Origin of the sequence: Flavonifractor sp. HCP28S3_F3 (genome assembly GCF_052065355.1) — a bacterium.
Classification (GTDB): Bacteria; Bacillota; Clostridia; order Oscillospirales; family Oscillospiraceae; genus Flavonifractor.
Genome location: NZ_JBQHUF010000002.1, coordinates 232,841 through 253,995, shown reverse-complemented (window position 1 = coordinate 253,995; position 21,155 = coordinate 232,841). Strand labels below are relative to the sequence as shown.

General features: G+C 60.6%; 38 protein-coding genes. All 38 read right to left on the bottom strand.

Going from position 1 to position 21,155, the window contains the following annotated elements; translation table 11 throughout:
- Positions 1 to 144 precede the first annotated feature (144 nt).
- Positions 145 to 411, bottom strand: coding sequence for a 30S ribosomal protein S15 (gene rpsO / locus ACTNB1_RS03850; protein WP_441167946.1), 267 nt, complete (start codon positions 409 to 411; stop codon positions 145 to 147).
- Positions 412 to 580: 169 nt separating this feature from the next.
- Positions 581 to 1,105 (bottom strand): nitroreductase family protein, encoded by a 525-nt coding sequence (locus tag ACTNB1_RS03845; protein WP_441167945.1) that lies wholly within the window; start codon positions 1,103 to 1,105, stop codon positions 581 to 583.
- Positions 1,106 to 1,135: 30 nt separating this feature from the next.
- Positions 1,136 to 2,422: an HlyC/CorC family transporter gene (locus tag ACTNB1_RS03840; protein WP_441167944.1), complete on the bottom strand. Its 1,287-nt coding sequence runs from the start codon at positions 2,420 to 2,422 to the stop codon at positions 1,136 to 1,138.
- A 219-nt stretch (positions 2,423 to 2,641) separates the two neighbouring features.
- Positions 2,642 to 2,968, bottom strand: coding sequence for an NINE protein (locus tag ACTNB1_RS03835; RefSeq protein ID WP_441167943.1), 327 nt, complete (start codon positions 2,966 to 2,968; stop codon positions 2,642 to 2,644).
- A 24-nt stretch (positions 2,969 to 2,992) separates the two neighbouring features.
- Positions 2,993 to 3,337: a DUF2752 domain-containing protein gene (locus ACTNB1_RS03830; protein ID WP_441167942.1), complete on the bottom strand. Its 345-nt coding sequence runs from the start codon at positions 3,335 to 3,337 to the stop codon at positions 2,993 to 2,995.
- A 121-nt stretch (positions 3,338 to 3,458) separates the two neighbouring features.
- Positions 3,459 to 3,800, bottom strand: coding sequence for a 50S ribosomal protein L17 (rplQ, locus tag ACTNB1_RS03825; RefSeq protein ID WP_441167941.1), 342 nt, complete (start codon positions 3,798 to 3,800; stop codon positions 3,459 to 3,461).
- Positions 3,801 to 3,932: 132 nt separating this feature from the next.
- The gene (locus ACTNB1_RS03820; protein ID WP_441167940.1) at positions 3,933 to 4,880 is read right to left on the bottom strand and encodes a DNA-directed RNA polymerase subunit alpha; all 948 of its coding nucleotides are present in this window, start codon (positions 4,878 to 4,880) and stop codon (positions 3,933 to 3,935) included.
- Between the two features lie 80 nt (positions 4,881 to 4,960).
- Positions 4,961 to 5,572, bottom strand: a complete 612-nt coding sequence (rpsD, locus tag ACTNB1_RS03815) for a 30S ribosomal protein S4 (protein ID WP_441167939.1) — start codon at positions 5,570 to 5,572, stop codon at positions 4,961 to 4,963.
- Positions 5,573 to 5,590: 18 nt separating this feature from the next.
- The gene (gene rpsK, locus ACTNB1_RS03810; RefSeq protein WP_007494608.1) at positions 5,591 to 5,992 is read right to left on the bottom strand and encodes a 30S ribosomal protein S11; all 402 of its coding nucleotides are present in this window, start codon (positions 5,990 to 5,992) and stop codon (positions 5,591 to 5,593) included.
- A 15-nt stretch (positions 5,993 to 6,007) separates the two neighbouring features.
- Complete coding sequence (rpsM, locus tag ACTNB1_RS03805; RefSeq protein ID WP_441167938.1) at positions 6,008 to 6,376, bottom strand: 30S ribosomal protein S13; 369 nt, start codon at positions 6,374 to 6,376, stop codon at positions 6,008 to 6,010.
- 19 nt (positions 6,377 to 6,395) lie between these two features.
- Positions 6,396 to 6,509: a 50S ribosomal protein L36 gene (gene rpmJ, locus ACTNB1_RS03800; protein WP_006573428.1), complete on the bottom strand. Its 114-nt coding sequence runs from the start codon at positions 6,507 to 6,509 to the stop codon at positions 6,396 to 6,398.
- A gap of 100 nt (positions 6,510 to 6,609) precedes the next feature.
- The gene (infA, locus tag ACTNB1_RS03795; RefSeq protein ID WP_441167937.1) at positions 6,610 to 6,828 is read right to left on the bottom strand and encodes a translation initiation factor IF-1; all 219 of its coding nucleotides are present in this window, start codon (positions 6,826 to 6,828) and stop codon (positions 6,610 to 6,612) included.
- A 4-nt stretch (positions 6,829 to 6,832) separates the two neighbouring features.
- Positions 6,833 to 7,111 carry a KOW domain-containing RNA-binding protein gene (locus tag ACTNB1_RS03790; RefSeq protein WP_441167936.1) on the bottom strand — a complete coding sequence of 93 codons (279 nt, stop codon included), beginning with the start codon at positions 7,109 to 7,111 and terminating at the stop codon, positions 6,833 to 6,835.
- A gap of 2 nt (positions 7,112 to 7,113) precedes the next feature.
- Positions 7,114 to 7,866: a type I methionyl aminopeptidase gene (gene map, locus ACTNB1_RS03785; protein ID WP_441167968.1), complete on the bottom strand. Its 753-nt coding sequence runs from the start codon at positions 7,864 to 7,866 to the stop codon at positions 7,114 to 7,116.
- Positions 7,867 to 7,877: 11 nt separating this feature from the next.
- A complete protein-coding gene (locus tag ACTNB1_RS03780; RefSeq protein ID WP_441167935.1) occupies positions 7,878 to 8,510 on the bottom strand; it encodes an adenylate kinase in 633 nt (210 codons plus the stop codon).
- Positions 8,511 to 8,524: 14 nt separating this feature from the next.
- Positions 8,525 to 9,868: a preprotein translocase subunit SecY gene (gene secY / locus ACTNB1_RS03775; protein ID WP_441167934.1), complete on the bottom strand. Its 1,344-nt coding sequence runs from the start codon at positions 9,866 to 9,868 to the stop codon at positions 8,525 to 8,527.
- Positions 9,869 to 10,309, bottom strand: coding sequence for a 50S ribosomal protein L15 (gene rplO, locus ACTNB1_RS03770; RefSeq protein ID WP_297213309.1), 441 nt, complete (start codon positions 10,307 to 10,309; stop codon positions 9,869 to 9,871). It abuts the gene before it with no gap.
- 13 nt (positions 10,310 to 10,322) lie between these two features.
- Positions 10,323 to 10,505 (bottom strand): 50S ribosomal protein L30, encoded by a 183-nt coding sequence (rpmD, locus tag ACTNB1_RS03765; RefSeq protein WP_087335586.1) that lies wholly within the window; start codon positions 10,503 to 10,505, stop codon positions 10,323 to 10,325.
- Positions 10,506 to 10,519: 14 nt separating this feature from the next.
- Positions 10,520 to 11,020, bottom strand: a complete 501-nt coding sequence (gene rpsE, locus ACTNB1_RS03760; protein WP_441167933.1) for a 30S ribosomal protein S5 — start codon at positions 11,018 to 11,020, stop codon at positions 10,520 to 10,522.
- 18 nt (positions 11,021 to 11,038) lie between these two features.
- Complete coding sequence (gene rplR, locus ACTNB1_RS03755; RefSeq protein WP_441167932.1) at positions 11,039 to 11,398, bottom strand: 50S ribosomal protein L18; 360 nt, start codon at positions 11,396 to 11,398, stop codon at positions 11,039 to 11,041.
- A 14-nt stretch (positions 11,399 to 11,412) separates the two neighbouring features.
- The gene (rplF, locus tag ACTNB1_RS03750; RefSeq protein ID WP_441167931.1) at positions 11,413 to 11,961 is read right to left on the bottom strand and encodes a 50S ribosomal protein L6; all 549 of its coding nucleotides are present in this window, start codon (positions 11,959 to 11,961) and stop codon (positions 11,413 to 11,415) included.
- Between the two features lie 16 nt (positions 11,962 to 11,977).
- Entirely contained in the window at positions 11,978 to 12,376 is a 399-nt protein-coding gene (rpsH, locus tag ACTNB1_RS03745; RefSeq protein ID WP_441167930.1) for a 30S ribosomal protein S8, read from the bottom strand.
- A gap of 131 nt (positions 12,377 to 12,507) precedes the next feature.
- Complete coding sequence (locus ACTNB1_RS03740) at positions 12,508 to 12,693, bottom strand: type Z 30S ribosomal protein S14 (protein ID WP_006573415.1); 186 nt, start codon at positions 12,691 to 12,693, stop codon at positions 12,508 to 12,510.
- 14 nt (positions 12,694 to 12,707) lie between these two features.
- Positions 12,708 to 13,262: a 50S ribosomal protein L5 gene (rplE, locus tag ACTNB1_RS03735; RefSeq protein WP_349139566.1), complete on the bottom strand. Its 555-nt coding sequence runs from the start codon at positions 13,260 to 13,262 to the stop codon at positions 12,708 to 12,710.
- A 19-nt stretch (positions 13,263 to 13,281) separates the two neighbouring features.
- Positions 13,282 to 13,599 (bottom strand): 50S ribosomal protein L24, encoded by a 318-nt coding sequence (rplX, locus tag ACTNB1_RS03730; RefSeq protein WP_441167929.1) that lies wholly within the window; start codon positions 13,597 to 13,599, stop codon positions 13,282 to 13,284.
- Positions 13,600 to 13,615: 16 nt separating this feature from the next.
- Entirely contained in the window at positions 13,616 to 13,984 is a 369-nt protein-coding gene (gene rplN, locus ACTNB1_RS03725; RefSeq protein WP_441167928.1) for a 50S ribosomal protein L14, read from the bottom strand.
- 12 nt (positions 13,985 to 13,996) lie between these two features.
- Positions 13,997 to 14,257: a 30S ribosomal protein S17 gene (rpsQ, locus tag ACTNB1_RS03720; RefSeq protein ID WP_007494646.1), complete on the bottom strand. Its 261-nt coding sequence runs from the start codon at positions 14,255 to 14,257 to the stop codon at positions 13,997 to 13,999.
- Positions 14,258 to 14,274: 17 nt separating this feature from the next.
- Positions 14,275 to 14,478, bottom strand: a complete 204-nt coding sequence (rpmC, locus tag ACTNB1_RS03715) for a 50S ribosomal protein L29 (RefSeq protein ID WP_130869688.1) — start codon at positions 14,476 to 14,478, stop codon at positions 14,275 to 14,277.
- Positions 14,475 to 14,909 (bottom strand): 50S ribosomal protein L16, encoded by a 435-nt coding sequence (rplP, locus tag ACTNB1_RS03710; RefSeq protein WP_087343098.1) that lies wholly within the window; start codon positions 14,907 to 14,909, stop codon positions 14,475 to 14,477. Before rplP ends, rpmC begins: the two co-directional genes overlap by 4 nt.
- Positions 14,909 to 15,778, bottom strand: a complete 870-nt coding sequence (rpsC, locus tag ACTNB1_RS03705; RefSeq protein ID WP_441167927.1) for a 30S ribosomal protein S3 — start codon at positions 15,776 to 15,778, stop codon at positions 14,909 to 14,911. Before rpsC ends, rplP begins: the two co-directional genes overlap by 1 nt.
- A gap of 15 nt (positions 15,779 to 15,793) precedes the next feature.
- Positions 15,794 to 16,126, bottom strand: coding sequence for a 50S ribosomal protein L22 (gene rplV, locus ACTNB1_RS03700; RefSeq protein WP_297213344.1), 333 nt, complete (start codon positions 16,124 to 16,126; stop codon positions 15,794 to 15,796).
- A 14-nt stretch (positions 16,127 to 16,140) separates the two neighbouring features.
- Positions 16,141 to 16,413: a 30S ribosomal protein S19 gene (gene rpsS / locus ACTNB1_RS03695; RefSeq protein WP_087187785.1), complete on the bottom strand. Its 273-nt coding sequence runs from the start codon at positions 16,411 to 16,413 to the stop codon at positions 16,141 to 16,143.
- 15 nt (positions 16,414 to 16,428) lie between these two features.
- Positions 16,429 to 17,262 (bottom strand): 50S ribosomal protein L2, encoded by an 834-nt coding sequence (gene rplB, locus ACTNB1_RS03690; RefSeq protein WP_441167926.1) that lies wholly within the window; start codon positions 17,260 to 17,262, stop codon positions 16,429 to 16,431.
- Between the two features lie 15 nt (positions 17,263 to 17,277).
- Positions 17,278 to 17,577, bottom strand: coding sequence for a 50S ribosomal protein L23 (gene rplW, locus ACTNB1_RS03685; protein ID WP_087240965.1), 300 nt, complete (start codon positions 17,575 to 17,577; stop codon positions 17,278 to 17,280).
- Complete coding sequence (rplD, locus tag ACTNB1_RS03680; protein ID WP_441167925.1) at positions 17,577 to 18,197, bottom strand: 50S ribosomal protein L4; 621 nt, start codon at positions 18,195 to 18,197, stop codon at positions 17,577 to 17,579. The genes rplW and rplD overlap by 1 nt, the downstream gene beginning before the upstream one ends.
- A 17-nt stretch (positions 18,198 to 18,214) precedes the next feature.
- Complete coding sequence (gene rplC / locus ACTNB1_RS03675; RefSeq protein ID WP_441167924.1) at positions 18,215 to 18,940, bottom strand: 50S ribosomal protein L3; 726 nt, start codon at positions 18,938 to 18,940, stop codon at positions 18,215 to 18,217.
- A 132-nt stretch (positions 18,941 to 19,072) separates the two neighbouring features.
- The gene (gene rpsJ / locus ACTNB1_RS03670) at positions 19,073 to 19,387 is read right to left on the bottom strand and encodes a 30S ribosomal protein S10 (protein WP_006573401.1); all 315 of its coding nucleotides are present in this window, start codon (positions 19,385 to 19,387) and stop codon (positions 19,073 to 19,075) included.
- Between the two features lie 362 nt (positions 19,388 to 19,749).
- Positions 19,750 to 21,147, bottom strand: coding sequence for a shikimate dehydrogenase (aroE, locus tag ACTNB1_RS03665; RefSeq protein ID WP_441167923.1), 1,398 nt, complete (start codon positions 21,145 to 21,147; stop codon positions 19,750 to 19,752).
- Positions 21,148 to 21,155: the final 8 nt, after the last annotated feature.

Genomic DNA, 21,155 nt, shown 5'->3' with positions numbered 1-21,155 from the left:
TCCCCACACATCAGAGCCGGGCTCTTTTTAGCACTTGAACCCATGTCCGGCTTCCGGGCCCAGGTTCAACTGCTAAAAAGCGTGCTCTGACGGATGGGAAGAAGGGGTGGCACGGTGTCCCGCGCCACCCCTATCAAAATACAATTACTTACGGATGCCCAGCTTGGCAATGATGGCACGATAGCGCTCGATGTCCTTGGCCATCAGGTAGTCCAGCATCTTGCGGCGCTTACCGACCATCTTCAGCAGGCCGCGGCGGCTGTGGTTGTCGTGCTTGTGCACCTTCAGGTGCTCGGTCAGCTCCTGGATGCGGGCAGTCAGAATAGCGATCTGCACCTCGGGAGAGCCGGTGTCAGTGGGATGAGTGCGGTTGGCTTCGATAACAGCAGTCTTTTCGTCCTTACGGATCATGGTTAAGTTCCACCTTTCATAAAATGTGCCCGCGGGCTGCGTGACCGGCCGGTGTAAGCCGGGAGACGAAGTCCGGGGTAGTGCCCGCATTACACAGGCTATGATAGACTATCACATTTTTCCCGTATTGTAAAGTCTCATACGGAAATTTCAGCGCATTTTTCCTGATTCAGCGGACGTAATACACGTAATTGGCCTTCCGGGGAGCGGGAGCGGGCACCGCGTCGGCCCGATAGCCCAGCACACAGTGGCCGATGCCCTCGTAGTCGCCCTTGATGCCCCACTGCTCCAGCATGGCTTTACCCGCTTCGGAGTCAAATTCCTCCTTGGCCCGGTGGATCCAGCAGGCTCCCAGGCCCACGGCCTGAGCGGCATTGAGCAGGTTATCCATCACGCAGCTGCCGTCATACAGATAGGTGGGACGGCTCTTGTCCGCCAGAACGATGAGCACGGTGGGAGCACCGTAAAAGGGGTCGGCCTCCGGGTTGCCCAGGATGGCGGCATTCATCTTCCGCAGGGTTTCGATAGTCTCCGGATCCTGCACCACCACGATGATGGGGGCCTGCGCGCCCCGTCCGGTGGGGGCGTACATACCCGCTTCCAGCACCTGCTGCAGTTCCTCCTCCGTGATCTGCCGGGACTGATAGCTGCGGCAGCTGCGGCGGTTCTTCAGATCATCCAATGTATTTGCCATATCTGTTTCCTCCTGTATATACGGAACCTGTCAGTTCTCTTTGTTCTTTTCCTTGTCCTTGCCTGTCTCCTCTTCCTCAGGACGCACCACCACGCGAATTTCCAACACCCGGCGGTGATCCACCTTGGTCACGGTGACGTCCAGTCCGTCGGAGGTGAACTGGTCCCCCTCCTCCGGGATGCGGCCGATCTGCTCCATCACCCAGCCGGAGATGGTATTGGCGTCGCACTCGCCCTTGATGGAGAACAGGTCGAACAGGTCGGTCAAATCGGCGGAGCAGGAGATGATGTAGCTGCCGTCCTCCTGCTTCTTGAACTCCTCGATGACCTCGTCATGTTCGTCCCAGATCTCGCCTACCAGCTCCTCCACAATGTCCTCCAGGGTGACCAGGCCTTCGGTGCCGCCGTATTCATCCACTACAACTACCATGTGGGCCTTCTCCCGCTGGAGGATGCGCAGCAGCTCAGAGATCTTGGTGTTGCCAGTGGTGTAGAGCATGGGACCCATGATGGTCTTCACGTCCTCCATGCCACGATAGCGGGCGGCGTGAAAATCCTTTTCGTGGATGACGCCTACGATGTCGTCGATGTCCTCATGATACACCGGCAGGCGGGAGTATCCGCTCTCGGCAAAGGCCTGAGCGATATCGTCCATGGTATCGGTGTCCTCCACCGCCACGATGTCCACCCGGGGGGTGAGGATCTCATCCACCTCCAGATCGTTGAACTCGATGGCGGAGCGGATCAGCTTGCTCTCATGCTGGTCCAGGCCGCCCTCGCTCTCCGCCTGGTCCACCATGGTCACCAGCTCTTCTTCGGTGATGCCGCTGTCGTCCGACTTGTGGAACACCTTGGACAGCAGACGCTTCCACAGGCTGAACAGGAAGTTCAGCGGGGTAAGGAGCACCTCAAACATGCGCAGCAGCGGCGCGGAAAACATGGCAAAGCGCTCAGGGGACTCCTTGGCCAGGCTCTTGGGGGAGACCTCGCCAAAGATCAGGATAACCACCGTCAATACCATGGCGGACACCGTGGGGCCCCTGACATCGTCGATCAGGCGGATGAACAGCACCGCGCCGATGGTGGTGGCCACGTTATTGACGATATTATTGCCAATCAGAATGGTGGAGAGCAGCTTGTCGTAATCTTCCGCCAGCGCCAGCGTGCGGGCGGCACGCCGGTCTCCATTGTCCGCCCGGCTTTTCAGCCGGACCCGGTTGAGGGAGGTAAAGGCGGTCTCCGTAGCGGAAAAATATCCCGACATGGCGACCAGGAACACCAGGGCAACGATCATCCCAATACTGGCACTGTCTAACATAAACTTACAATCAACTCCAACTGTTATTTTTGACAGGAACGCGCAAAAGGACACCCCTATCCCGGCGGAATAGAGCTGTCCTGGTTGCTTTTTCTTTTGCAATTGTGACTAGGCGGAGGTTCGTCCACGAGGGCTCACCGTCTCCTTTATCAGTTATTGGAGTGTAGTATATCATAGCCCCCGGAAAAATGCAAGGAGAGAATGGGGGCTTCCTTCTCCTTACCAGTCCCGCAGGGGGACACCACGGGCGTCGGTGTTGATCACGCTGGCCAAAATCAGGATACCCTCAATCAGGCCCCAGATAGCACCGATCCCGAAGCAGAAGGACAACAGGATTTGGGCGATGCCCTTACCGACATAGCCCAGGTAGAAGCTGTGGACACCCAGTCCGCCCAGGAAGATACCGAACAGGCCGGCCGCCAGTCTGGATTTTTGGCCGGGTATGTACTGAGAATTTCCCTGGCCCAGCGGAGCTCCGCAGTTGGAGCAGAAGGAGGCGCGGTCATCTACCGGCTGTCCGCAGTTGGGGCAATACATAGCGATCATTCCTCTCTCTTTTCAATCCGTTCCTTACAGAACACACAGCAGCACAGCCCCATAGTGGGCCAGAAACCCCAGCGCCAGGGCTGCGTGGAGTGCAATATTCACCGTCCGCTTACCTGTCAGCCGTCCGTTTTTCCAGATGGACAGGGCCAGTACCGGCAGGGACCAGAACATAGGGTGCAGCTGGAATGCCTCGCCAAAGCGCAGGGACACCGCGGCCGCCAGCGCACGGCGCATGCCGCAGCCGGGACAGGGTACGCCCAGCCACGCATTGAACAGGCAGGGCACATCTGCCAGGAGCATGGCCCCGTAGGCCAGGCACACCAGCAGCAGGAGCAAACGGCCATCCAGCTTACCCGCCTTCCGGCTCATATTCGCCCCTCCCTTCCCATCGGATCCGTTGTCTGCATTATAAAATGCCCGGTCTCTCCTGTCAAGCTGGGCCAAAAGGCATAAAAAAAGGATGTGCACATGTGCACATCCTTTTTTATGATTACACCAGCTGGACGATGGCCATCTCGGCGGCGTCGCCGCGACGGGGGCCGATCTTCACGACCCGGGTGTAGCCGCCGTTGCGGGTGGCGTACTTGGGGCCGATCTCGTCGAACAGCTTCTTGGCCACGTCCTCCTTGGTCAGGTAGGACAGAGCCTTACGGTAGTTGGCCAGGCTGGGGTTCTTGGCCAGGGTAATCATCTTTTCAGCCACGGGAGCCACTTCCTTGGCGCGGGAAACGGTGGTCTTGATCTGGCCGTTCTCCAGCAGGTAGGTGGTCATGGCACGCAGCATAGCGATACGCTGATCGGTGGGCTTGCCCAGTTTACGATAATGAGACATAATTTCCAACTCCTATGGCAATCAAGATTCGTCCGGAGGGAGTACTATGCTCCCCGGAAACAGGCACCTCATGGCCGGCGGGTCCGGGAGGGGACGTTACGTGCCCCCGGACCGCCCGTTTCCTCTCTGACCTCAGTTTTCCTCGTCGGCCAGGTGCAGGCCCATCATGGCCAGCTTGTTGATGACCTCTTCCAGGGACTTGCGGCCCAGGTTGCGCACCTTCATCATCTCGTCCTCGGTCTTGGAGATCAGATCCTCCACCGTGTTGATGTTGGCACGCTTGAGGCAGTTGAAGGAACGGACCGACAGGTCCAGCTCCTCGATGGTCAGCTCCAGCACCTTATCCCGCTGGGCCTCCGCCTTCTCCACCACCGTGGACTTGGAGCCCATGGTCTCAGAGAGATCGGTGAAGAGGACGAAGTGGTCGCACAGGATGCGGGCACCCAGGCTGACGGCGTCCCGGGCGGTGATGGTACCGTTGGTCCACACCTCCAGGGTCAGCTTGTCAAAGTCGGTCTGATCACCCACGCGGGTGGGCTCAACCGTGTAATTGACCTTACGCACCGGCGTATAGATGGAATCTACCGGGATCAGCCCGATGATGGTCTGAGCCGGCTTGTTCCGGTCGGCGGGGACGTAGCCGCGGCCGTGGGACAGAGTCAGCTCCATATTCAGGCTGGCGTCGGGACCCAGGGTGGCGATGTGCAGGTCGGGATTCAGGACCTCCACCTCGCCGTCGGCCTTGATGTCGCCGGCTGTCACCTCGCACTCGCCGTTGGCCTCGATATAGACCGTCTTGACGCCCTCGGAGTGAAGCTTGGCAATGATGCTCTTGACGTTCAGGACGATCTCCGTCACGTCTTCCTTCACACCGGGGATGGTGGAGAACTCATGCTGCACGCCGGCGATTTTGATGGAGGTAACCGCCGTGCCGGGCAGGGACGAGAGCAGGATGCGACGCAGAGAGTTGCCCAGAGTGGTGCCGTAGCCGCGCTCCAGGGGCTCAACCACGTATTTGCCGTAAGAACCGTCGCCGGGGTTCTCCACACATTCGATGCGGGGCTTCTCGATTTCTACCATGTGTTACCCTCCTTTTCGCGGCTGCGGGCAAAGGCCCGCAGCCATATACAGCTCACCAATAATCGAGGGTACAATCTTACTTACTTGGAGTACAGCTCGACGATCAGGTGCTCCTCGACAGGCAGATCCACGTCCTCGCGGACGGGCAGCTTGGTCACGGTGCCCTTCAGGGAGTTCTTCTCCCGCTCCAGCCACTGGGGCAGCAGCACGGTGGGAGCGTCCTCGCCAACCAGCTTCTTGAACTTGACGGAGGAGCGGCTGGCCTCACGGACCTCGATGACGTCGCCCGCCTTCACCAGGAAGGAGGGGATGTCCACCCGCTGGCCGTTCACGGTGAAGTGGCCGTGGCTCACCAGCTGGCGGGCCTCACGACGGGTAGCGGCGAAGCCCAGACGATACACCACGTTGTCCAGGCGGCGCTCCACCAGGCTCAGCAGGTTGTCACCGGTCTTGCCGGGCATCCGGGTGGCCTTCTCGTAGTACATCCGGAACTGCTTCTCCATGACGCCGTAGACAAACTTGACCTTCTGCTTCTCGGTCAGCTGCAGGGCGTACTCACTCTTCTTCTTTCTCATCTGGCCGCCGGGATTGCGGTTGGACTCCTGCTTGCTCTTGCCAGCATAGCCCATGGCGGCAGGAGAAATGCCCAGCGCGCGGCAGCGCTTGACAATAGGCTGCATATTCTTTGCCATTTGTTCTTCCTCCTTCTCTTACACGCGGCGGCGCTTCGGCGGACGGCAGCCGTTGTGGGGGATGGGGGTCACGTCCTTAATCAGGGTGACCTCCAGGCCCACGGCCTGCAGGGCGCGGATAGCGGCCTCACGGCCGGCGCCGGGGCCCTTCACGTACACCTCCACGGTCTTCAGGCCGTGCTCCATGGCAGCCTTGGCGGCAGTCTCAGCAGCAGTCTGAGCGGCGAAGGGGGTGGACTTACGGGAGCCGCGGAAGCCCAGGCCGCCGGAGGAAGCCCAGGACAGGGCGTTGCCGCCCATATCGGTCACGGTGACCATGGTGTTGTTGAAGGAGGAACGGATATGCACCTGGCCCTTCTCAACATTCTTGCGCTCACGGCGCTTACGGATAACCTTCTTACCCTTGGTAGCGGTAGCCATGTGTTTCTCCCTCCCTTACTTCTTCTTGTTAGCGACGGTGCGCTTGGGACCCTTGCGGGTACGCGCATTGGTCTTGGACCGCTGGCCACGGACGGGCAGGCCCTTGCGGTGACGCAGGCCGCGGTAGCAGCCGATCTCGGTCAGACGCTTGATGTCCATCGCAACGTCGCGGCGGAGGTCGCCTTCCACAGTGTAGCTGTGGCTGATGATCTCGCGCAGCTTGGCCTCATCGGCCTCGGTCAGATCCTTCACGCGGGTGTCGGGGTTGATACCGGCCTCAGCCAGGATCTTATTGGCGCTGGTGCGCCCGATGCCGTAAATATAGGTCAGGCCGATCTCGACCCGCTTATCCTTAGGCAAATCAATGCCAGCAATACGTGCCATACTGTTTCAGCACCTCCTGTTAACCTTGTCTCTGCTTATGCTTGGGGTTTTCGCAAATTACCATGACCTTGCCCTTGCGCTTGATGATCTTGCACTTTTCGCACATGGGCTTCACGGACGGTCTTACTTTCATGATAAACCTCCTTGAATGCCTTTATGGCCCCGGCGCGGCGGAGGCAAGGCCCCGCTGTCCCGCACCGGTCGTTGTTGGTTCCTGTTCAGAGGCCCGGGCCTCACTTGCTTCTCCAGGTGATCCGGCCTCTTGTCACGTCGTAGGGGGACATCTGGACTGTCACCTTGTCGCCGGGCAGGATGCGGATGAAGTTCATCCGCAGCTTGCCGGAGATGTGAGCCAGAATGATATGGCCGTTTCCGATGTCCACTTTGAAAGTGGTATTGGGAAGGGACTCGGTCACGATGCCCTCCACTTCGATCATATCGTCCTTCGCCAAAGCGTCATACCCTCCTTGATTCCTCAGCTCGGAAAGCGGCCAGCGCCCTCCGTACCTCGCGGTTGCTGGTGGGGATCCCCGCACGGAGCTTCTCCAGTACGGGATGCTGAAAGTCCCCGGCAGGGGCCGTGTGGACGGCCTTCTTCCGCTTGGGCGCCTCCACCCTTCTCCGCTTGCCGTCACACAGCAGCAGATAGGGGCCGTCGGCTCCCAGTACGCAGAACAACCCGCCCCTGTCGTGTCCCGCCAGGGAGCGGACGATCTCCGGTCGTTCCAGCTCCATTCTCAGTCCTCCGCTACGGTAAGCACTTCTGGCTCCCCGTCGGTGATGAGAATGGTGTTTTCATAGTGGGCGGTCAGGCTGCCGTCGGCGGACACCGTAGTCCAGCCGTCCTTCAATACCTTCACCCGCCAGTCGCCTGCGCATACCATGGGCTCCACCGCAATGGTCATACCCGGCTGCAGCCGGGCGCCATGGCCCGCGGGGCCGAAATTGGGCACCTCAGGTGCCTCATGGAGCTTGGCGCCCACGCCGTGACCCACAAAGTCCCGCACTACGGAGAAGCCGTTGCCCTCTACATACTGCTGGACTGCGTGGGAAATGTCGTAGACCCGCTGACCGGGACGGGCAAATTTGATGCCCTCCCAGAAGCTCTGCTGGGTGACCCGGATCAGCCGCATGGCCTCCTCGCTGACCTCCCCGCAGGGGAAGGTGGCAGCGCAGTCGCCATGGAAGCCGTCCAGGTAAGCGCCCACGTCAATGCTGACGATGTCGCCCTCCTTCAGCTTCCTGGGACCGGGGATGCCGTGGATCACCTGCTCGTTAACGGAGATGCAGGCCGAGCCGGAAAAACCGCCGTACCCCAGAAAAGAGGGCTTTGCGCCGTGGCTTTCGATGAATTTGCGCACCGCAGTGTCAATCTCATGAGTAGTGATACCGGGCCGCACCATGGAGCCGGCCAGCGCTCGGGCCTGGGCGGTCAGCCGCCCGGCCCGGCGCATACAGTCGATCTCCCGAGGGGATTTGAGCGAGATCATATCCATCTCAGTCACTTCCCCAAAAGTTCCATGATCTTATCGTTGGTCTCCTCAATGCCGCCCATATCGGGAACGATCATCAGCACCCCGTGGGCCTGATAGAAGTCCTTCAGAGGCTCGGTCTCATTGTGGTAGACCTCCAGCCGGTGGCGTACAGTCTCCGGCTGGTCATCCTTGCGCTGCTCCAGCTCGCCGCCGCACTTGTCGCAGACCCCTTCCTTCTGGGGAGGAGCCGCCTTGACATGATAGGTGGCGCCGCAGGTGTGGCAGGTCCGGCGTCCGGTCATCCGCTCTTCGATGACGCTGTCGGCGATCTCCAGAGAGAGCACCGCGTCAAAACGGATGCCGTGCTGCTCCAGAGCCTCAGCCTGGGCGATGGTGCGGGGCACCCCGTCCAGAATGAAGCCGTTGGCGCAGTCGGCCTGGGCCAGCCGCTCCTCAATGATGCCGATGATGACTTCGTCGGGAACCAGCTTGCCTGCGTCCATATAGCTTTTTGCCTGCAGACCGATGGGCGTACCCGCCTTCACGGCCGCGCGGAGAATGTTGCCGGTAGAGATGGTGGGGATGTTCAGCTTAGCGCTGATGATATCCGCCTGGGTCCCCTTACCGGCGCCCGGGGCGCCTAACAGGATGATCTTCATGATAAAATCTCCTCTTACTCGAGGAAGCCCTTATAATGCCGCATGAGCATCTGAGCCTCCAAAGCCTTGGTGGTCTCCAGGGCCACGCCTACCACGATGATGATAGAGGTACCGCCGATGGCCAGGCTCTGCTGACCAATGACCGCGCCGGTGATGATGGGCGCGATGGCGATGACAGCCAGGTACAGGGCGCCGAACATGGTGATCTTACCCAGTACCTTGTGGATGAAGTCGGCGGTGGGCTTGCCGGGACGGAAGCCGGGAATAAAGCCGCCGTTCTTCTTCAGGTTGTTGGCCACCTCCACCGGGTTGAACTGCATGCTGGAGTAGAAGTAGCTGAAGCCCACGATGAGCAGGAAATAGATCACGATATACACCACGCTGGTGGTGTTGAACACGCGGAGGAAAGCGCCCCAAGCGCCCTCGCTCTCGACACTCTTACCAAAGAACATGCCGATGGTAGCGGGCAGAGAGGCGATCGCCTGGGCGAAGATGATGGGCATAACGCCGCTCATGTTCACCTTCAGGGGGATGTGGCTGGTCTGACCGCCATACATCTTCCGACCCACCACGCGCTTGGCGTACTGCACGGGGATGCGGCGCTCGGAGTTCTGGATGAACACAATGAGCACCACGATGGCCAGCATGCCAATGATGATGAGGATGGCGCCCCACCAGGGCAGGGTGAACAGCTTGTTGCCGTTAGCATCCTCGGTGATACCCTGCAGATTGTAGCTGATGCCCTGATACATGGTGTACACCATGGAAGGCACACGAGACAGGATACCGGCAAACAGGATGATGGAGATGCCGTTGCCGATGCCGAACTCGGTGATCTGCTCACCCAGCCACATAACAAAGGCAGAACCGGCGGTGAAGCACAGGATGATGACGATGGCAGCCCACCAGCCGGGCAGACCGGCGGTGTCCAGCAGAGCACCGTCGTTTTGGGTGCGGATCAAGGTGTAGTAGCCGAAGCCCTGGAGCAGGGCGATGGCCACAGTGACGTAACGGGTGATGGCCGCGAGCTTCTTCCGGCCCTCCTCGCCGCCGTCCCGCTGGAGACGCTCCAGAGCGGGGATGGCAACGGTGAGCAGCTGGATGATGATGGAGCTGTTGATATACGGCTGTACGCCCAGGGCGAAGACGGCTGCCATGGAGAAGGCGGTGCCGTTCATGGTGCCCAGCAGGGTGAAGATACCACCCATGCTGTTCAGGGTGTTGCCCAGCAGTTCGCTGTCGATGAACGGCACGGGAACCACAGAGCCCAGCCGGAAGATCAGCAGAGCAAACACAGTGAAGAGGATCTTCTTGCGCAGCTCGGCGATCTTCCACGCGTTACGGATGGTTTCGATCACTTATACCACCTCGTACTTTCCGCCGGCCGCCACGATCTTCTCCTTGGCGGAGGCGGAGAAAGCGGAGGCACGGACCGTCAGCTTCTTGGTCAGGGTGCCGTTGCCCAGCACCTTGTAGCCGTACTCGCACTTGGAGAGGATGCCCTTCTCCAGCAGGTCGCACACGTTGACCACAGCGCCGTCCTCGAACTTCTCCAGGGCGGACACGTTGATGGCCTCCAGGGGCTTAGCAAAAATGTTGTTGAAGCCGCGCTTGGGGATGCGGCGGGTCAGAGGCATCTGGCCGCCCTCAAATCCCACGCGGACGCCGCCGCCGGAACGGGACCACTGGCCCTTCTGACCGCGGCCGGCAGTCTTGCCGTTGCCGGAACCGTTGCCGCGGCCCTTGCGGTAAGCTTTGGGGTTGGAGCCGGCAGCGGGAGACAGATCATGCAGATTCATTTCGCGCACCTCCTTACTGTTCCTCGGTCACCTGCAGCAGATAGCCGATGTGGGCAATCTTGCCGCGGGTAGCCTCGTTATCGGGCTGTACGGTGGTGTCGCCAATGTGGCGCAGCCCCAGAGCCTCGGCGGTGGCCTTATGCTTGGCGATGCGGCCGTTCAGGCTCTTGACCAGCTTGATGTTCAGATTAGCCATGTTCACGGCCCTCCTTAACCTACGATCTCGTCCACGCTCTTGCCGCGGATGCGAGCGACCTCCTCGGGACCACGGAGAGCCTTCAGGCCCTCGAAGGTGGCGGAGACCACGTTCTGCGGATTGTTGGAGCGCAGGCACTTGGCGCGGATATCACGGATGCCAGCGGCCTCCATGACAGCGCGGACGGGGCCGCCGGCGATGATGCCGGTACCGGGGGCAGCGGGCTTCAGCAGCACGCGGCCGGCGCCGAACTCGCCGATGACCTCATGGGGAATGGTGGTGCCGGAAGTGGTGATGGTCACCAGGTTCTTCTTGGCATCCTCAATACCCTTGCGGATGGCCTCAGGGACCTCGGCGGCCTTACCGGTGCCGAAACCCACACGGCCCTTCTCGTCGCCCACCACCATCAGAGCGGCGAACTTCATGACGCGGCCGCCCTTAACGGTCTTGGACACGCGGTTGAGGGAAACGAGCTTCTCGGTAAACTCGCTGGGTTCTCTTTCAAAACGAGCCATTTATCTTTTCCTCCTCCCTTAGAACTGCAGGCCGCCCTCACGGGCGCCCTCGGCCAGGGCCTGCACGCGGCCGTGGTACACGTAGCCGCCGCGGTCAAACACGACGGTCTCGATGCCGGCGGCCTTGGCGCGCTCAGCGACAGCCTGGCCAACCTTCTTGGCGGCCTCGCAGTCGGAGCCCTTGCCCTCAAAGCCCTTCTCCAGGGAAGAAGCAGACACCAGAGTCTTGCCGGTCACATCGTCGATGATCTGGGCATAGATGTTGGTGTTGCTGCGGAACACGTTCAGACGGGGACGCTCGGGCGTGCCGGAAATCTTGCCGCGCACTCTCTTGTGGCGCTTAAGCCGCTGAGCGTTGGTATCGGGTCTGTTGATCATAGTGGCACACCTCCTTATTTCTTCTTGACGCCGGTCTTGCCTTCCTTGCGGCGGATGACCTCGTCAGTGTATTTGATGCCCTTGCCCTTGTAAGGCTCGGGGGGACGCTTCTCACGCACTTCGGCGGCAAACTGGCCCACCTTCTGCTTGTCGACGCCGCTGATGACGATCTTGTTGGCGCTGGGAACCTCGATGCTGATGCCATCGATCTCCTCCATGGTGACCTGATGGGAGAAGCCCAGGTTCATAACCAGCTTGTTGCCTTCCTTGGCCACACGGTAACCAACACCGTTCACGTCCAGCTCCTTCTTGAAGCCCTCGGTGACGCCCACGATCATGTTGTGCAGCAGGGTGCGGGTCAGGCCGTGGAGGCTGCGGTTTTCCTTCTCGTCATTGGGACGAGTCACATGAATCACATCGCCCTCCTGGGTGATGGTCATGTTGGGGTGGAGCTGCTGGGTCAGAGTGCCCTTGGGCCCCTTCACGGTAATCAGGTTACCGGCTTCGATCTTCACGTCCACACCGGCGGGGATGGAGATCGGCATTCTTCCGATTCGAGACATTTTCTACTCTCCCTCCTTACCAGACAAACGCCAGGACCTCACCGCCGACGTGCTGCGCACGGGCAGCCTTGTCGGTCATGACGCCCTTGGAAGTGGACACGATGGCGATGCCCAGGCCGTGGAGAACCCGGGGCAGCTCGTCAGCACCGGCATATACACGCAGGCCGGGCTTGGAAACGCGGCGCAGGCCAGTGATGACCTTCTCCTTGCCGGGGTTGTACTTCAGGGTGATGCGGATCACGCCCTGAGTGCCGTCGTCGATGAGCTGGAAGTTCTTGATATAGCCTTCGTCCAGCAGGATCTGCGCGATGGACTTCTTCATGTTGGACGCGGGGACGTCCACGGTGTCATGCTTGGCGCTGTTCGCGTTGCGGATGCGGGTGAGCATATCCGCAATGGGATCGGTGATATGCATGATGTTTACCTCCTTTTAGAATTACGGGCTTTGCCCGTATCAGCGGCAAGGTATCGCAGTTAGGCAGCTGCGACCTATTGCACGCCGGCTGGGGAAATTTATCAAATTACCGGCCAAGAGGCGGGCTGGATTTACCAGCTCGCCTTCTTGACACCGGGAATCTGACCCTTGTAAGCCAGCTCGCGGAAGCAGATACGGCAGATGCCGTAGTCCCGCAGGTAGGCGTGGGGACGGCCGCAGATCTTGCAGCGGTTGTAGCGGCGGGTGGAGAACTTGGGCTCCGCCTGCTGCTTCAGGATCATAGACTTCTTAGCCATTTCGTTCTCCTCCTTTACCGGGCAAAGGGAGCGCCGATCAGAGTCAGCAGTTCCTTGGCCTCTTCGTCGGTCTTGGCGGTGGTGCAGATGACCACGTCCAGGCCGCGGATCTTGTCGATCTTGTCGTACTCGATCTCGGGGAAGATCAGCTGCTCCTTGATGCCCAGGGCGTAGTTGCCGCGGCCATCGAAAGAGTTGCCGTTGATGCCCCGGAAGTCACGCACGCGGGGCAGGGCCACGTTGAACAGGCGGTCCAGGAACTCCCACATACGGTCGGCACGCAGGGTGACCTTGGCGCCGATGGGCATACCCTCACGCAGCTTGAAGTTAGCCACGGACTTCTTAGCCTTGGTGATGATGGCCTTCTGGCCGGTGATCTTGGTCAGATCGCCCACGACGGCCTCCAGCACCTTGGAGTTGTCCCGAGCCTCGCCGCAGCCGCAGTTGACCACGATCTTGTCGATCTTGGGGATCTCCATGACGCTCTTGTAACCGAACTTCTGCATCAGAGCAGGAGCGACCTCGGCCTGGTACTTGGCCTTCAGGTTGGGCACTTTCTTATCAGCCATTGTCTATACTCCTCCTCTCTCAGATTTCGGCGCCGCACTTCTTGCAGACGCGGACCTTCTTGCCGTCGGCCAGCAGCTTGTGAGCGGGCCGGGTGGGCTTGTTGCACTTGGGGCAGACGCGCTGCACCTTGCAGGCGTAGATGGGGGCTTCCTTCTTCATGATGCCGCCCTGCTCGCCCTGCTTGCGGGGCTTCTGGTGACGGGAGACGATGTTGACCTTCTCCACGACGACCTTGCCCTCCTTGGGCATGACCTCCAGGACCTTGCCCTGCTTGCCCTTGTCCTTGCCGGACAGAACGACCACCAGGTCGTCCTTACGAATGCTCATCTTATTCATGTCTACTCCTACCCCCTTACAGCACTTCGGGAGCCAGAGACAGGATCTTCATATAATCCTTGTCGCGCAGCTCGCGGGCCACGGGCCCAAAGATACGGGTACCGCGGGGATTCTTGTCGTCCTTGATCAGGACGGCGGCGTTCTCGTCAAAGCGGACATAGCTGCCGTCGCTGCGGCGCACACCCTTCACAGAGCGGACGATAACAGCCTTCACGACCTCGCCCTTCTTCACGGTGCCGCCGGGCTGAGCCTTGCGGACGGAAGCGACGATCACATCGCCGATGTTGCCGAACTTGCGGCTGGAACCACCCAACACGCGGATGGTCTTGATCTCTTTGGCGCCGGTGTTGTCGGCAACCTTCAGATAGCTCTCCTGCTGAATCATACCGACACCTCCTTACTTCGCCTTTTCGATGATCTCAACGACGCGCCACCGCTTGTCCTTGGACAGGGGCCGGGTCTCCATGACCCGCACGCGGTCGCCGATGCCACACTCGTTCTTCTCGTCGTGAGCCTTCAGCTTGTAGGTGCTCTTGACGATCTTCTTGTACAGGGGGTGGGCCACACGGTCGGCGATGGCCACCACCACGGTCTTGTCCATCTTATCGGAGACTACCAGGCCGACTCTGGTCTTGCGGGAAGAAGTTCTGTTTTCCATGTCCTAGTTCCTCCTTCTTATCGGCCTGCGAGCTGCTGCTCACGGATGATGGTCTTCACGCGGGCGATGTCCCGCTTGACCTCAGCGATCTTCACCGGATTCTCCAGCTGATTGGTGGCGTGCTGAAGACGCAGCTGGAAGAGATCCTTCTTCAGGTCGCCCAGCTTGTTCTCCAGCTCGGCGGCGCTCATCTTACGGATTTCAGTAGCCTTCATCTTCATTCACCACCATTCTCGGTCTCGGCGGTCTCCTTCGCCACAATCTTGCACTTGACAGGCAGCTTGTGGGAAGCGAGACGCAGGGCCTCGCGGGCGATCTCCTCGGAGACGCCGGCGATCTCGAACATCACACGGCCGGGCTTAACCACGGCCACCCAGTACTCGGGAGAACCCTTACCGGAACCCATGCGGGTCTCAGCGGGCTTCTCGGTGATGGGCTTATCGGGGAAGATCTTGATCCACACCTTACCGCCACGCTTGGTGTAACGAGTCATGGCGATACGAGCGGCCTCGATCTGGTTGCTGGTGATCCAGCTGGGCTCGGTGGCCTGCAGGCCAAAATCACCGTAAGTCACGGTGTTGCCGCGCATGGCCTTGCCCTTCAGGCGGCCACGGTGCACGCGGCGATATTTCACTCTCTTAGGCAGCAGCATTAGTTGGATCCTCCTTCCTTGGGAGCAGCAGGACGGGCGCCGCCCTGGGGCCGGTTGAAGCCGCCCTGGGGACGGTTGTTGTTGTAGCCGCCCTGGGGACGGCCGGCGCCGCGGTTGAAGCCGCCGCCGTTGCGGTTGAAGCCGCCCTTACGGTCGCCGTCGCGACGGTCGCGGCGGGGACGGTCGGAGCGCTCCTTGAAGTTCTTGGTGTCCAGGGTGCGGGGGGTGGTGCGCAGGGTCTGAGTCAGCACCTCGCCCTTGTAGATCCACACCTTCACGCCGATGCGGCCGTAGGTGGTGGCAGCCTCAGCGAAGCCGTAGTCGATATCGGCGCGCAGGGTCTGCAGGGGAATGGTGCCGTCGTGATAGTGCTCGGTGCGGGCGATCTCGGCGCCGCCCAGACGGCCGGACACCTGAGTCTTGATGCCCCGGGCGCCCATCCGCATGGCGCGGCCCATGGCGTTCTTCATAGCGCGGCGGAAGCCGATGCGCTTCTCCAGCTGCTGGGCGATGTTCTCAGCCACCAGCTGGGCGTCCATGTCGGGGCTCTTGACCTCGACGATGTTCAGGGCAACAGCCTTGCCCAGCATCTTCTCCAGCTTCAGGCGCAGGGCCTCGATAGCCTCGCCGCCCTTGCCGATGACCACGCCGGGACGGGCGCAGTGCAGGTAGATGCGCACCTTGGCGTTGTCACGCTCGATCTCAATCTTGGGGATACCGGCGGAATACAGGGTCTTCTTCAGGTAGTCCCGGATCTTCTTGTCCTCCACCAGCAGGTCGCCCACCTTCTCGTTGCGGGCATACCAGCGGGAGTCCCAGTCCTTAATGACGCCCACGCGCAGGCCGTGGGGATTCACTTTCTGTCCCATATTCTTCCTCCTCCCTTAGCGCTCAGCCACCGCGATGGTGATGTGAGAAGTGCGCTTGTTGATCCGATAGGCGCGGCCCTGAGCCCGGGGACGCATCCGCTTGATGATGGGGCCAGGGCAGGCGAACACCTGGGAAACGTACAGCTTCTCGGGGTCCATCTGGTGGTTGTTCTCCGCGTTGGACGCGGCGCTCTTGAGGAGCTTCAGCAGCAGCTCGGAGGCAGCCTTGGGAGTCGCCATCAGGATGGCGTTGGCCTGGGCCACGCTCTTGCCGCGGATCAGGTCGCACACGACCTGGACCTTACGGGGAGAGATACGGGCATATCTCAGATGTGCTTTTGCTTCCATGTTCTCTCTCCTCCTTACTTACCAGACTTGGCGCCGGCGTGGCCGCGGAAGGTACGGGTGGGGGCGAACTCGCCCAGCTTGTGGCCAACCATATCCTCAGTCACATAGACGGGAACGTGCTTGCGGCCGTCGTGCACGGCAAAGGTGTGTCCGACGAAGGAGGGGAAGATGGTGGAGGCGCGGCTCCAGGTCTTCAGAACCTTCTTCTCGCCGGTCTGATTCATTTCGTCGACCCGCTTCAGCAGCTCGGGAGCGCAAAAGGGGCCTTTCTTGATACTTCTGCTCATCTTTTACTGCCTCCCTTACTTCGCGTTGCGGTGCTTGACGATGAACTTCTCGGTGCGGTTCTTCAGCTTGCGGGTCTTGTAACCCATAGCAGGCTTGCCCCAAGGAGTAACAGGGCCGGGACGACCGACAGGGCTCTTGCCCTCGCCGCCGCCGTGGGGGTGGTCATTGGGGTTCATGACGGAGCCGCGGACGGTGGGCCGCCAACCCATGTGGCGCTTACGGCCGGCCTTACCGATCTGGATGTTGGACCAGTCGGTGTTGCCAACCTGACCGATGGTGGCCTTGCACTCCTCGCGGACGTAGCGAACCTCGCCGGAGGGCAGACGGACCTGAGCCATGCCGTTCTCCTTAGCCATCAGCTGAGCAGCCTCGCCGGCGGCACGCACCAGCTGAGCGCCCTTGCCGGGGTACAGCTCGATGCAGTGGATCATTTCGCCCACGGGGATGTTGGCGATGGGCAGGCAGTTGCCGGGCAGGATGTCGGCGTCGGGACCGGTCATGATGATGTGGCCGGCCTTCAGGTTCACGGGAGCCAGGATATAACGCTTCTCGCCGTCCTCATACTGGATCAGGGCGATGTTGGCGGAGCGGTTGGGATCGTACTGCAGGTTGATAACGGTAGCAGTTCCCTCTTTGTCCCGCTTGAAGTCGATGATGCGGTACTTCTTCTTGTTGCCGCCGCCGCGGTGGCGGACGGTGATGCGGCCGTAGCTGTTGCGGCCGGCGTTCTTCTTCAGGTTCTCAGTCAGGCTGCGCTCGGGCTTAGCCTTCTTGTCGATGCCCTCGAAGGCGCTCACGGTCATGTGGCGGCGGGAGGGCGTCGTGGGCTTATAAGTTTTGATCGCCATTTCTCATTCTCCTCCTTACACCATGCCCTCGAAGAACTCGATGGTCTTGGAGTCCTCGGTCAGGGTGACCATGGCCTTCTTCCAGTTGGCCCGGCGGCCGGCGGGGAAGCGGCCGGTGCGCTTGGCCTTACCCTGCATGTTCAGGGTGTTCACCTTAGCCACCTTCACGCCGAAGATCTCCTCGACCGCCTTGGCGATCTCGATCTTGTTGGCGTCCTTGGCCACCTCGAAGGTGTACTTCTTGGCCTCGGTCTCAGCCATGGACTGCTCGGTGATGATGGGGCGCTTGATGATGTCGTAAGCGGTGGTAGCCATTATGCGAACACCTCCTCGATGACGGCCAGGGCCGCCTTGTCAACGATGAACTTGCCGGCGTTCACAATGTCGTAAACGCTGAGGATCTTGGCGGTGGTGGTCACCACGCCGGGGATGTTGCGGGCGGACTTGATGACGGTCTCGTTCACCTCTGGGGTGACGATGACGGCCTTCTTGGCGCCCACAGTGTTCAGGAAGCCCTGCATGGTCTTGGTCTTGACCTCGTCCAGGTTCAGGCCGTCCACCACCACGATGTCGCCGGAGGCGGCCTTGGCGGAGAGGGCGGACTTGAGGGCCAGACGCTTGACCTTCTTGTTCAGCACGTAGCTGTAATCGCGGGGCTTGGGAGCAAAAACGATACCACCGTGAGTCCACTGGGGAGCGCGGGTGGAACCCTGACGGGCACGGCCGGTGCCCTTCTGGCGCCAGGGCTTGATGCCGCCGCCGGAAACCTCGGCGCGGGTCAGAGCGCTCTGGGTGCCCTGACGGCAGTTGGCCAGGTGATTCTTGACCACCTCGTGCACAACGGTCTGGTTGGGCTCGATCCCGAACACAGCTTCGGAGAGCTCCACTTCGCCGACCTGAGCGCCGGCCATATTCACAAGAATTGCCTTAGGCATTTGAGTTCTCTCCTTTCTTACTTGTTACGGGCGGAAGCCTTCTGGGGATTGACGCGGGCGGAAGCCTTCTGCGGGTTGCTGGAGATGCCGGCAGCGGCGCCCTTCTCCTTGACGTTGATGACGGAGTTGCGCAGATACACGATGCCGCCCTTGGGGCCGGGAATGGCGCCCCGGACAGCGATGATGCCCAGCTCGGTGTCGACCTTGATCACGTCCAGGTTCAGGACGGTGACCTGCTCGTTACCCATCTGGCCGGCGCCGATCTTACCCTTGAAGATGCGGGAGGGATCGGTGCTGGAGCCCATGGAACCAGCGTGACGATGCACAGGGCCGGTACCGTGAGATTCCTTCAGGCGGGCGGCGCCGTGACGCTTGATAACGCCCTGGTAGCCGTGGCCCTTGCTGATGCCGGTCACGTCCACGCGGTCGCCCTCGGCAAACACGTCGACCTTCACCTCGTCGCCCACGTTCAGGGCGTCGCAGTTGGCCAGCTTGAACTCCTTCAGGGTGCGCTTGCGAGCCTCGCCAGCCTTCTTCAGGTGACCCAGCTCAGGCTTGGTGAGCTTCTTCTCGGCTACGTCCTCGTAGCCCAGCTGCACGGCGTTGTAGCCGTCCTTCTCCTCGGTCTTCTTCTGCACCACGGTGCAGGGGCCCGCCTCGATGACGGTAACCGGGATGACCTTGCCGTCGGCGTCAAAGATCTGCGTCATGCCGACCTTCTTGCCGATAATGGCCTTTTCCATGTTTCTTCCTCCTTATTAAGGTTATTGGTTGGGCGAGTTACCCATTGGCTGGTATTGCTCGGCCAACTTGACCCGTCCGCCTCAAAACGCGGCGGACTGCGGTACTAACAAAGGAATGAATGTCGCTGTCTCTTACAGCTTGATCTCGATCTCCACACCGGCGGGGAGCTCCAGGCTCATCAGGGCCTCGACGGTCTTGGGAGAGGGCTTCAGGATGTCGATCAGGCGCTTGTGAGTGCGGCGCTCGAACTGCTCACGGCTGTCCTTGTACTTGTGGACGGCCCGCAGGATGGTGACGACTTCCTTCTTGGTGGGCAGGGGGATGGGGCCGGACACGGAAGCGCCGGTGCGCTTAGCGGTCTCAACGATCTTCTCAGCGCTCTGGTCAATGAGCTGATGATCGTAGGCCTTCAGACGAATGCGGATCATTTCTTTCTGAGCTGCCATGGTGTTTGTTCCTCCTTAAAACATACGAAGTGGTGTGCGCTTTCGCCGGGTCCACGGGGCTCCAGCGCGGTGTTTTCCTCGCTTCGTACGGTGAGGGATTTCAGTACACGTTTCCGTGCGTATCACTCCGTGACATGAAGAAAACCGGCACAAGCAGGCCGGTTTTTTCCATGCGCGGCGATATACGCCGTGCACGGATCCCTCAGCCGCCCGATTCTAGCTCGGACATACTCCGCGGAAGTTACCTCATTGCTGAGCAATCTCCCGCATCATCGCACAATGCGCCCTAAACAGGCGCTCAATAATAATAGTACAACTTTCTCCCAAAGTCAAGGGGGTTTTTGAATTTTTTCCGGCTTTCTTTATAGCAGTCCGGAGAGCACTTTTTTCATCCGGGCAGCGTCGATTTCAGTGCCGGTAAAGTGCTCCAGAGCCAGCACAGCCTGATTGACCAGCAGGCCAAAACCGTTGACGGTCTTGTGCCCTCTCTGCCGAGCCTGGCGAAGCAGCTCGGTCTCGGCGGGAGCATAGATCAGGTCCACCACCGGAACCCCGGGCTTCAGGCCGTCCAGGAAGTCGAAGTCCTCAAACTGCCCCTTTGTCCCCGCCATACCCAGAGAGGTGCAGTTCACCAGTACGTCGCAGCTCTGTGCTTCTTTATATAAGGTAGCTGTATCGAAGCCCGCCGGGTGGAGATGAGCCGGATCGTGGGCGCAGATGGCCTGCGCCTTGTCAATGGTGCGGTTGCACACCGTCACATCAGCTCCGGCCTGGGCCAGCTTCAGGCACACCGCCTTGGCGGCTCCGCCAGCTCCCAGCACCAGAACATGCTTCCCCGCCGGGTCGATTCCCTCGTCGGCCAGAGAGCGGAGGAAGCCCTCTCCGTCGGTGTTGTAGCCGCAGGCCTTCCCGTCCCGGATGCACACGGTATTCACCGCCCCGATCAGCGCGGCGTCGGCATCCAGTTCATCCATCAGAGGTACCAGCTCCTCCTTGTGGGGCATGGTGGCGTTGAATCCGGCATAATCGGCAAATTTGGCGCAGTCCAGCCACTCCCTGCACTTCCCCCGGGGCACCGGCTGGCAGAGATAGACATAGTCCAGCCCAAGCTCCCGAATCATGGTATTCTGGATCAAAGGGGACTTGGAATGTTCCACCGGGTCACCGATGACACACAGCTTCTTTGTGGTGTTGTCCACTTCCACTTTCATATCACACTCTCCCCTCTGCCCTTCCGGCCGGTGGTCGGGCAGGGCCGCGTTCACCGCCAGGGCCACCAGCAGACCCACAATAGTCTCGATCATTCGGGCAGCGGCATAGTAGTACCGAGTCACGCCGGTGACGCCGGTGATGAGAATGACGCAGGGCAGGATGCAGGCCATGCCGCAGGCGGTGGGCCGTTTAATGAGCAGGCAGATCCACACACCTGCCACGCACACCGCCCCCAGCACCAGCGTCTTGACCCAGAGATTCTCCAGAGCGGGGCCCAGCAGCAGGGTGGCCGTGCCCAAAGCGCCTCCCACGATCACGCCGATGAGTCGGGAGATCCCCTGTCGGAAAGTCTGGCCCAGGGTGCTCTGGGTGCAGATGATGCAGGCGATGCAGGCGTACAGAGGCCCCATCTGCCCCAGCACACCTCCCAGTTCCTCCCGGTAGGTAAGCCCAAAGGGCAGAAACAGGGCATAAGACACCATCACCGCTACAGCGGTCTTGATTACCCGCATACCGATGCGGGGCAGAGGAACGGAAGGATGTCTCATAAAATCTC

Bases quoted from the DNA above. Each gene is read 5' to 3' on its own strand.
- rplE (WP_349139566.1), bottom strand. From the start codon at position 13,262: ATGGCTGATAAGAAAGTGCCCAACCTGAAGGCCAAGTACCAGGCCGAG.
- rplQ (WP_441167941.1), bottom strand. From the start codon at position 3,800: ATGTCTCATTATCGTAAACTGGGCAAGCCCACCGATCAGCGTATCGCT.
- rplX (WP_441167929.1), bottom strand. From the start codon at position 13,599: ATGAATAAGATGAGCATTCGTAAGGACGACCTGGTGGTCGTTCTGTCC.
- ACTNB1_RS03820 (WP_441167940.1), bottom strand. From the start codon at position 4,880: ATGGTAGAAATCGAGAAGCCCCGCATCGAATGTGTGGAGAACCCCGGC.
- map (WP_441167968.1), bottom strand. From the start codon at position 7,866: ATGATCTCGCTCAAATCCCCTCGGGAGATCGACTGTATGCGCCGGGCC.
- aroE (WP_441167923.1), bottom strand. From the start codon at position 21,147: ATGAGACATCCTTCCGTTCCTCTGCCCCGCATCGGTATGCGGGTAATC.
- rplC (WP_441167924.1), bottom strand. From the start codon at position 18,940: ATGGAAAAGGCCATTATCGGCAAGAAGGTCGGCATGACGCAGATCTTT.
- ACTNB1_RS03740 (WP_006573415.1), bottom strand. From the start codon at position 12,693: ATGGCTAAGAAGTCTATGATCCTGAAGCAGCAGGCGGAGCCCAAGTTC.
- rplW (WP_087240965.1), bottom strand. From the start codon at position 17,577: ATGGCTACCACCGCTTACGACATCATCAAGCGCCCCATCATCACCGAG.
- rplF (WP_441167931.1), bottom strand. From the start codon at position 11,961: ATGTCTCGAATCGGAAGAATGCCGATCTCCATCCCCGCCGGTGTGGAC.
- rplN (WP_441167928.1), bottom strand. From the start codon at position 13,984: ATGATTCAGCAGGAGAGCTATCTGAAGGTTGCCGACAACACCGGCGCC.
- ACTNB1_RS03790 (WP_441167936.1), bottom strand. From the start codon at position 7,111: ATGGAGCTGGAACGACCGGAGATCGTCCGCTCCCTGGCGGGACACGAC.
- rpsD (WP_441167939.1), bottom strand. From the start codon at position 5,572: ATGGCAAAGAATATGCAGCCTATTGTCAAGCGCTGCCGCGCGCTGGGC.
- rplD (WP_441167925.1), bottom strand. From the start codon at position 18,197: ATGCCTAAGGCAATTCTTGTGAATATGGCCGGCGCTCAGGTCGGCGAA.
- rplP (WP_087343098.1), bottom strand. From the start codon at position 14,909: ATGCTGCTGCCTAAGAGAGTGAAATATCGCCGCGTGCACCGTGGCCGC.
- rpmC (WP_130869688.1), bottom strand. From the start codon at position 14,478: ATGAAGATGAAGGCTACTGAAATCCGTAAGATGAGCGCCGCCGAGCTG.
- rpsH (WP_441167930.1), bottom strand. From the start codon at position 12,376: ATGCATATCACCGATCCCATTGCGGATATGCTCACCCGCATCCGCAAC.
- rplB (WP_441167926.1), bottom strand. From the start codon at position 17,262: ATGGCGATCAAAACTTATAAGCCCACGACGCCCTCCCGCCGCCACATG.
- rplO (WP_297213309.1), bottom strand. From the start codon at position 10,309: ATGAATCTGCATGATCTGTCTCCCGCTGCCGGCTCCAACCCCAAAGCT.
- rpmD (WP_087335586.1), bottom strand. From the start codon at position 10,505: ATGGCTAATCTGAACATCAAGCTGGTCAAGAGCCTGAACGGCCGCATC.
- rpsS (WP_087187785.1), bottom strand. From the start codon at position 16,413: ATGAGCAGAAGTATCAAGAAAGGCCCCTTTTGCGCTCCCGAGCTGCTG.
- rpmJ (WP_006573428.1), bottom strand. From the start codon at position 6,509: ATGAAAGTAAGACCGTCCGTGAAGCCCATGTGCGAAAAGTGCAAGATC.
- rplV (WP_297213344.1), bottom strand. From the start codon at position 16,126: ATGGAAGCAAAAGCACATCTGAGATATGCCCGTATCTCTCCCCGTAAG.
- ACTNB1_RS03840 (WP_441167944.1), bottom strand. From the start codon at position 2,422: ATGTTAGACAGTGCCAGTATTGGGATGATCGTTGCCCTGGTGTTCCTG.
- ACTNB1_RS03845 (WP_441167945.1), bottom strand. From the start codon at position 1,105: ATGGCAAATACATTGGATGATCTGAAGAACCGCCGCAGCTGCCGCAGC.
- ACTNB1_RS03780 (WP_441167935.1), bottom strand. From the start codon at position 8,510: ATGAAGATCATCCTGTTAGGCGCCCCGGGCGCCGGTAAGGGGACCCAG.
- rpsK (WP_007494608.1), bottom strand. From the start codon at position 5,992: ATGGCTACCGCTACCAAGGGTAAGAAGGTTATCCGTAAGCGCCGTGAG.
- rpsQ (WP_007494646.1), bottom strand. From the start codon at position 14,257: ATGGAAAACAGAACTTCTTCCCGCAAGACCAGAGTCGGCCTGGTAGTC.
- rplR (WP_441167932.1), bottom strand. From the start codon at position 11,398: ATGATCAACAGACCCGATACCAACGCTCAGCGGCTTAAGCGCCACAAG.
- rpsC (WP_441167927.1), bottom strand. From the start codon at position 15,778: ATGGGACAGAAAGTGAATCCCCACGGCCTGCGCGTGGGCGTCATTAAG.
- rpsO (WP_441167946.1), bottom strand. From the start codon at position 411: ATGATCCGTAAGGACGAAAAGACTGCTGTTATCGAAGCCAACCGCACT.
- rpsM (WP_441167938.1), bottom strand. From the start codon at position 6,376: ATGGCACGTATTGCTGGCATTGATTTGCCTAAGGATAAGCGGGTCGAG.
- ACTNB1_RS03835 (WP_441167943.1), bottom strand. From the start codon at position 2,968: ATGATCGCTATGTATTGCCCCAACTGCGGACAGCCGGTAGATGACCGC.
- ACTNB1_RS03830 (WP_441167942.1), bottom strand. From the start codon at position 3,337: ATGAGCCGGAAGGCGGGTAAGCTGGATGGCCGTTTGCTCCTGCTGCTG.
- rpsJ (WP_006573401.1), bottom strand. From the start codon at position 19,387: ATGGCAGCTCAGAAAGAAATGATCCGCATTCGTCTGAAGGCCTACGAT.
- rpsE (WP_441167933.1), bottom strand. From the start codon at position 11,020: ATGGCTCGTTTTGAAAGAGAACCCAGCGAGTTTACCGAGAAGCTCGTT.